Here is a 3,492-nt window from a genome sequence, read left to right on the forward strand (position 1 = left end):
ATGCGTAGATACGCCGATGCCCATCCCCGCCTGCTCGTCGTCGGTGACCTGATGATCGACCACTATCTCTGGGGCAGAACCGAACGGATCTCTCCCGAGGCGCCGGTGCCGGTGATCGATGTGCAGGAGGAGACCGAAGTGCTGGGCGGCGCGGGCAACGTGGTCAACAATCTCGTGGCGCTGGGCGCGCAGGTGGCGGTGGCATCGGTGATCGGGCCGGACGAAAACGGAGCGCGGCTGCGGGAAATGCTGGAAGAGCTGGGTGTCGGGTGTGACGCATTGGTGGAAGAGGCGGGGCGCAACACGACCCGAAAGAGCCGGGTGATCGCCTCACACCAGCAGGTGGTGCGTTTCGACAGTGAAACGCGTCAACCCGTTTCGAGTGAGAGTGAAGTGGCGCTGTTGACGAAAATCGGGGAGCTTCTGGATCGGGGGATCGACACGGTGCTCGTCTCCGACTACGGCAAGGGGGTGTTGACCGATCGGTTGACCCAGGGTGTGATAGGCGCAGCGAAAGCTCGCGGCATCCGGGTCATGGTGGATCCGAAAGGAAGGGATTACACAAAATACCGCGGAGCGACGGCGATCACCCCCAACAAGAAGGAGGCGAGCGAAGCCACCGGTATCGCCATCGTCGACGAGGCGAGTCTGAAAGAGGCCGGTTTCAAGCTGAAAAACGAGCTGGGGCTTGAGCGGGCCATCATCACCCTCTCGGAAGAGGGGATGGCGATCTTCGGGGAGGAGATGCGGGTGATCCCGACGGTGGCCAGAGAGGTCTACGACGTGACGGGGGCTGGGGATACCGTGATCGCCACGCTGGGCTTCGTGCGTGCCTGCGGTGGGGAGATCGACGAAGCCGCCCGCATCGCCAACGCCGCGGCGGCGGTGGTCGTAGGCAAGCTCGGCAGCGCCACGGCGACGTGGGACGAGATCATCGCCTATGAAAACGCCCTGCACGAAAGTACCACCGAGCATCGCATCAAGAGCCGGGAGGCGCTGGCCACGACGGTGGCACGCCTGAAGTCGGAAGGCAAAAAGATCGTCTTTACCAACGGCTGTTTCGACATCCTGCACCTGGGACATGTCAAATACCTCGAAAAAGCCAAGAGTTTCGGCGACGTGCTGATCGTAGGGGTCAACGGCGACGATTCGGTGCGGCGTCTCAAAGGTCCGGAACGTCCCGTCAATCCGGAATACGACCGGGCCTATCTGCTGGCGGCGCTCGATGCGGTCGATTTCGTCACGATCTTCGACGAGGATACGCCCTATGAATTGATCAAAGTGGTAGAGCCCGACGTACTGGTCAAGGGAGGCGACTACGCGGGCAAGGAGGTGGTCGGCAGCGACATCGCCAAAGAGGTGAAGCTGGTCGATTTCGTCGAGGGAAAGAGTACCACGAAAACGATAGAGAAGATGAGGGGAGAAAGATGCTGAGTGTCATAGAAAAAGAGCTGGAAGCACACCAAAAGGTGCTGGAGCAGACCATCGCGGGGCTGCAGCATTTCATCTACACCGCGGGTGTCATCGTCACCGAAGCGCTGGAGGCGGGTAACAAGGTGCTGCTGTGCGGCAACGGCGGCAGCGCGGCGGACGCCCAGCATATCGCGGCGGAGCTGACCGGACGTTTCAAGATCGAGCGCCGGCCGCTTCCGGCGATCGCCCTGACGACCGATACGTCGGCTTTGACGGCCATCGGCAACGACTACGGCTTCGACCAGATCTTTTCGAGGCAGGTGGCGGCGTTGGCGAAAGAGGGGGACGTGCTGGTGGGCATCTCCACCAGCGGCAACAGCCCCAACGTCATCTACGCCATGGAGACGGCGAAGAATTTCGGCTGCAAGACGATCGGGCTGAGCGGCAAAGGGGGCGGCGAGATGAACAATGTCTGCGATCTGAACATCATCGTCCCCTCCGATGATACGGCGCGCATCCAGGAGATGCACATCCTCATCGGCCACATCCTCTGTCAGCTGGTGGACAACGAGTATCGAAGAAAGTAGCCTTTCTGCTACTTGCAGGGTGTAAGCGTCAGCTGCGGGCGCATCTTTTCGAGGCTCTTTTCACCGATGCCTCTGATTTTCGTGATCTCGTCGACACTTTGAAAACAGTGCGATTCCCGGTAGGCGACGATCTGCTGTGCCTTCTTCTCTCCGATTCCTTTGACACTCTGAAGCTCTTTGACCGTAGCGTGATTGATGTCGACAGCGGCGAAGAGGGAGGCCCCCATCAGTGAAGCGAGAAACAGATATTTCATTTGCGATCCTTTCTTTTATGAAAAAGTTCGCAAAAAATTTACCGAAAATTTCTCGATTTGTGCAATAAAATATTTGAAATTATTTAAATGAATCGGTAAAAGATTTTAAATTGTTTCATTTTGTATCAGGCGATTGGCCGCTTCGATCACCTCTTCGGCAGAAATCCCTTTCATGCATTCGTGTGTTTTGATGGGGCATGTGCGTTTCATGCAGGGGGCGCATTCGAGTTCGTGGCGGACGATGATACTTTTTGGATTCATCCACTGGGAGGTCTCTTTGTGCTTCGTGGGACCGAAGATGGCGACGGTGGGAATCTGATAGGCCGCGGCGATATGCATGGGTCCGCTGTCGCCGGTGATGAAAAGATCCAGTCCCCCGATGAGGGAGCAGAGTTCCGGAATCGATGTTTTTCCCGCGAGATTCTCCACGTTTTCGACGCCTCTTTCTCTCACCATCCGCTCGATATCGGAGGCGATATCTCTCTCCGCCGGCCCGCCGAAGATGACGATGTCGAAGTGTCCGGCCATAGCGGCGGCCACTTCGGCGAACTTTTCGGGATACCACCGTTTGGCACTGCCGTAGGTGGCACCCGGATTGATGCCCAGTGTCGGTCTGGGAAACGTTTTTTTCGGCCAGTCCAGACGTAGTGGGCCGGGGGTGTCGTTTCGGCCCGTTACGGTGTTGATGAAAGCGGCGTACTTTTCGACTTGATGTACGGCACTTCGTACCGAGTGGGTAGCGGGTAGCGGGTAGTGGATGGTTTTTTTGTTGTAGAGATATGTTTTTTTCGTACCTGTCAGTTTGAGCAGGAGTCTGGAGTAGAAATGGCTTCGGAAACTGATGGCCAGATCGTGGGGGCCGAGCGTTTTGGCGAGGCGGTAGACGTTCAGGGGGCGCCACCCTTTCGCTTTGGTTTTGTCGACGACGACACGGCTCGCTCGGGGATGGGCCTTCAGCGCCTCGGTGGAGACATAGGACCCGACCAGTGTGATTTCGGCGTCGGGAAAGGCGGCGTAGAGGTTTTCCAGGGCGGGTGTGGCCATGACGGTGTCGCCCAGCCATGTGGGGAGTTCGACGAGGATCTTCATCGTTCCAGCCACCCTTTCGCGATCGATTTGAGAGCGTCGGGATTTTCGGATGCGAAGATTTTCAGCTCGGTTCTCTCGGCACTGTTGGAGGCGTAGCCTTCGCTTTCGAGATGCTCGGCGATCGCTTCGCCGGAGTGGATGAGCAGGGG

4 protein-coding genes are annotated in these 3,492 nt (G+C 58.0%); 2 read left to right on the plus strand and 2 right to left on the minus strand.

Translation table 11 applies throughout. The annotated features are described in order from the left end of the window. Together rfaE1 and gmhA are read left to right on the plus strand one after the other, a co-directional pair. Entirely contained in the window at window positions 1-1,434 is a 1,434-nt protein-coding gene (rfaE1, locus tag Q1K23_RS08610) for a D-glycero-beta-D-manno-heptose-7-phosphate kinase (RefSeq protein ID WP_300363855.1), read from the plus strand. Continuing rightward, window positions 1,428-2,000 carry a D-sedoheptulose 7-phosphate isomerase gene (gene gmhA, locus Q1K23_RS08615; RefSeq protein WP_300363856.1) on the plus strand — a complete coding sequence of 191 codons (573 nt, stop codon included), beginning with the start codon at window positions 1,428-1,430 and terminating at the stop codon, window positions 1,998-2,000. Before rfaE1 ends, gmhA begins: the two co-directional genes overlap by 7 nt. Before the next feature lie 8 nt (window positions 2,001-2,008). Here gmhA and Q1K23_RS08620 read toward each other — a convergent pair whose 3' ends face one another. Together Q1K23_RS08620 and waaF are read right to left on the minus strand one after the other, a co-directional pair. Further along, the gene (locus Q1K23_RS08620) at window positions 2,009-2,254 is read right to left on the minus strand and encodes a helix-hairpin-helix domain-containing protein (protein WP_300363858.1); all 246 of its coding nucleotides are present in this window, start codon (window positions 2,252-2,254) and stop codon (window positions 2,009-2,011) included. A 105-nt stretch (window positions 2,255-2,359) separates the two neighbouring features. After that, complete coding sequence (waaF, locus tag Q1K23_RS08625; protein WP_300363860.1) at window positions 2,360-3,343, minus strand: lipopolysaccharide heptosyltransferase II; 984 nt, start codon at window positions 3,341-3,343, stop codon at window positions 2,360-2,362. Window positions 3,344-3,492: the final 149 nt, after the last annotated feature.

It is taken from the genome of Hydrogenimonas sp., from assembly GCF_029933015.1.
Classification (GTDB): domain Bacteria; phylum Campylobacterota; class Campylobacteria; order Campylobacterales; family Hydrogenimonadaceae; genus Hydrogenimonas.